General features: G+C 75.1%; 2 protein-coding genes and 2 pseudogenes. 1 reads left to right on the forward strand and 3 read right to left on the reverse strand.

Features of this window, described 5'->3' with window-relative positions; genetic code table 11:
* Window positions 1-146: pseudogene (locus SACPADRAFT_RS31640) on the forward strand (NAD-dependent epimerase/dehydratase family protein); the annotation flags it as partial.
* 59 nt (window positions 147-205) lie between these two features.
* On the opposite strand, the gene SACPADRAFT_RS0217170 reads toward SACPADRAFT_RS31640, so the two are convergent.
* From SACPADRAFT_RS0217170 to SACPADRAFT_RS0217180, 3 genes and pseudogenes are all read right to left on the reverse strand, one after another.
* A complete protein-coding gene (locus SACPADRAFT_RS0217170; protein ID WP_007027107.1) occupies window positions 206-1,555 on the reverse strand; it encodes a hypothetical protein in 1,350 nt (449 codons plus the stop codon).
* Window positions 1,552-2,079 (reverse strand): RNA polymerase sigma factor, encoded by a 528-nt coding sequence (locus tag SACPADRAFT_RS0217175; RefSeq protein ID WP_040924533.1) that lies wholly within the window; start codon window positions 2,077-2,079, stop codon window positions 1,552-1,554. Before SACPADRAFT_RS0217175 ends, SACPADRAFT_RS0217170 begins: the two co-directional genes overlap by 4 nt.
* 194 nt (window positions 2,080-2,273) lie before the next feature.
* Window positions 2,274-2,925 (reverse strand): annotated as a pseudogene (locus SACPADRAFT_RS0217180) (hypothetical protein); the annotation flags it as partial.

The following is a 2,925-nucleotide window of genomic DNA, read 5'->3' on the forward strand; positions in this document are numbered from 1 at the left end:
GCCCGGCCGACGTGCGCCACGTCGTCGCCGACCCGACCCGTGCCCGGGACCTGCTGGGCTTCACCGCGACGACCTCGTTCCGCGACGGCGTGGCCGGGTTCGCCGGCGCCGGGCTCCGTGCCCCGGCGGTCGCCACGACGCCCTGAAGAGGGGGCCCGCCGCGAGCGGCGGGCCCCCTCTTCACCCGGTCGACACCGGACGACGACTACTTCTCCGGGAGCGTGGGCAACGGTCCCTCGTGGACCGGGGCGCCGTCGGCGTCGTACGCACGGACGGACAGCCCCGCCTCGGCCGTGTCCGTCGTGTCCCCGAACTCGACGCCCGGCACGAAGGCCGCGAACGTCCGCTCCCGCGCCTCCGCCGACACTTCGGTGTCCCCGCCGGACAGCTCCACCCGGGCGATGCCCTCGTCGAGCACACCGGCGACCCAGATTCCGCCGCCCTCGTAGGAGCCCTGCACCGGGGCGACCGGCTTCTCCGGCGAGGTGGCCTCGTCCGGCGACGGGTGCGCGGTGAAGTGCCAGCTCGGCTCAGGGCTGCAGATACCGACGGCCCGGTCGTTGACCCCCATGACGAACGCGATCTCGTGACCGAGGCTGGTCGTGCCCTCCCCGGTCTCGATCTCGGTCTCCACCTGCTCGCGCAGCGTGGCCCCCGCGCGCCAGGTGCGGGCGTCGACCACCGCACCGCCGCGACCGTCGTCCGGCCCCGTCAGGCACTCCGTGAGCATCCGGCCTTCCGCGGAGGAGCGGTCCGGCTCCTGCGCGGGACGGTCGGTCACGACCAGCTCCGGCGGCACCGGCGGCAGCGGCTGCCCCTTCCGCGCGACGGTGGAGTCGTTCCGGTCCTCCCCGCTCGGCGTGATGTGCGCGCTGAGGGTGCGGTCGGTGAGGTCGTGGTGGGCCAGGGCGGTGCGGAACACGCCGTTCTCCACGGGGACGACGTTGATGTGCGGGCCCGTGCCGCGCACCCTCAGCTCGCCGCGTTCGGCCGCGTCCTCCGTGCTGTCGTCGGCGGGCACGGCGAGGTGGACCCCGTCGACCGCGTCCCCGGCGAGCCCCACCACGGTGCCGTTCGGCGTGGTCATCGCGGCGCGGACACCGGTGCCGTCCGGGGGCCCGCCGGCCGCGACCGGAGCGGACAGCGACACGGACGTCTCGGACGTCTCGCAGAACACCCTCGTCTCCCCCGCCCGGAACTCGGTCACGGTGGTCAGATCCAGCTCCGCACTGGACACGACCTCCCACGACGCGCGGTCGGGGAAGTCGGCCGTGCGGCCCGCACTCTCCACCGCGGCCGCACAACGGTCCCGTTCCGCGCTCCCCCCGGCGGCGGGGGACACGGTCGGGTCCCCGTCCCCGGTCGTGCCGGTGACCACGAAGGCACCACCGGCCAGCACCGCGACGGCGGCGGCCGCCCCGACCGGGGCCTTGACCCGGCGTTGCGGCCGGTGCAGGTCCTCGCGCACCCCGGTCAGCATCCGGTCCCGCACGTGGGGTGGGAGCGTGTGGTGCGGCGGCAGGTCGAACTCGTTCGCATTCTCGCGTTCGGTCATGATTCCTCCAGCAGGGTGCGCAGCCGGGCACGGGCCCGGGAGAGGTGGGAGCGGACGGTGACCTCGGCCAGCCCCAGCTCAGCGGCGGCCTCGGCGACCGGGAGCTCACCGAGCAGGCACAGCTCGACCGCCCGCCGTTGCGCCTTCGGCAGCCTGCCGACCGCGGACACCACGGCGCGGATCCGGTCGGCTCCGTCCACCCGGTCGGTCACCGTCTCGGCGTGATCCGGCACGACGTCCGTGCGGGTCACGCGGCGCAGCAGCCGCCCGCGGCGACGCTCGCCCCGGGAGTGGCTGCGGGCCTGATTCGTGGCGACCGTGTAGAGCCACGGCCGGGCACTGTCGTTGACCAGCGTCGTCCGTGCGCACTTGCGCCAGGCGGTGACGAACGTGGCCGAGGCGACCTCCTCGGCCACGGCCCAGGACCCGGAGATCCGGTAGGCGTGGTTCCACACGGCCTCGGCGTGCCGGTGGAACAGGTCGGTGAAGGCGGCCTCGTCCCCCCGGGCGGCACGGGACCACAGTTCGGTGTCACTCGGTGGTGTGGGTTCGGTGGGGCCCGGGTCGGCGTGCCCGGCGTCCTCGACGCCGTCGACTCCGCCCGGGTCGTGCAGAACCCTCACCTCGTCTCGGAGTTCGGGTGTGGTTTTCACGCCGGGGGGTGTCCGGCCGCGGCCCCACCGTTGCACCCGGACGGGTTCCGGATCGACACCCCGGCTCACCACACGGTCATCACCAGATGGTTCACCAGCAGGGCGGTCAGGGCCTGCCCGGCCAACCACCAGCGCCGGGTGCCGCGCGGCAGCAGCGCGGTCGCGGGCAGCAGCCACACCGCGAACGGCAGCCAGATCCGTTCCACCTCGGCCTTGGACAGCCCGGACACGTCCGCCGCCAGCACCGCCACCAGCGCCGCGCCCACCAGCGCCACCACGGGGCCCCACCCGCGCAGCCTGCGCACCCCGGCGACCACGGCGGGCCCGACGGCGAGCACCAGGCACGCCAGGTTCGCCCACACCCAGTACGCCGACGGGCGTTCGGCGGCGATGCCCTGGTGATAGCGCTCGACGACGAGCCGGTATCCCTCGAACCACCAGAACCCGGCCGCCGTGAACACCACCACCACGCCCAGCGCCCCCGCCACGGCCCACAGCAGGGTGGCCACGCTGCGCCCGGCCAGTACCACGGCCAGGGCCACCGCCCCGAGCAGGACGAGGCCGTAGGAGAGGAAGATCCCGAACCCCAGCACCACCCCGCCGGTCAGGGCGAGCGGCACGCCCGCCCGGCCGCCGCGCGCGAACGCGCGCGTGGCCAGGGCGAGCAGCGCCATCCCGGTCGCGGTGACGCCCGCGAACAGCCCGTCGGCCGACACC

Source organism: Saccharomonospora iraqiensis subsp. paurometabolica YIM 90007, assembly GCF_000231035.2.
GTDB lineage: Bacteria > Actinomycetota > Actinomycetes > Mycobacteriales > Pseudonocardiaceae > Saccharomonospora > Saccharomonospora paurometabolica.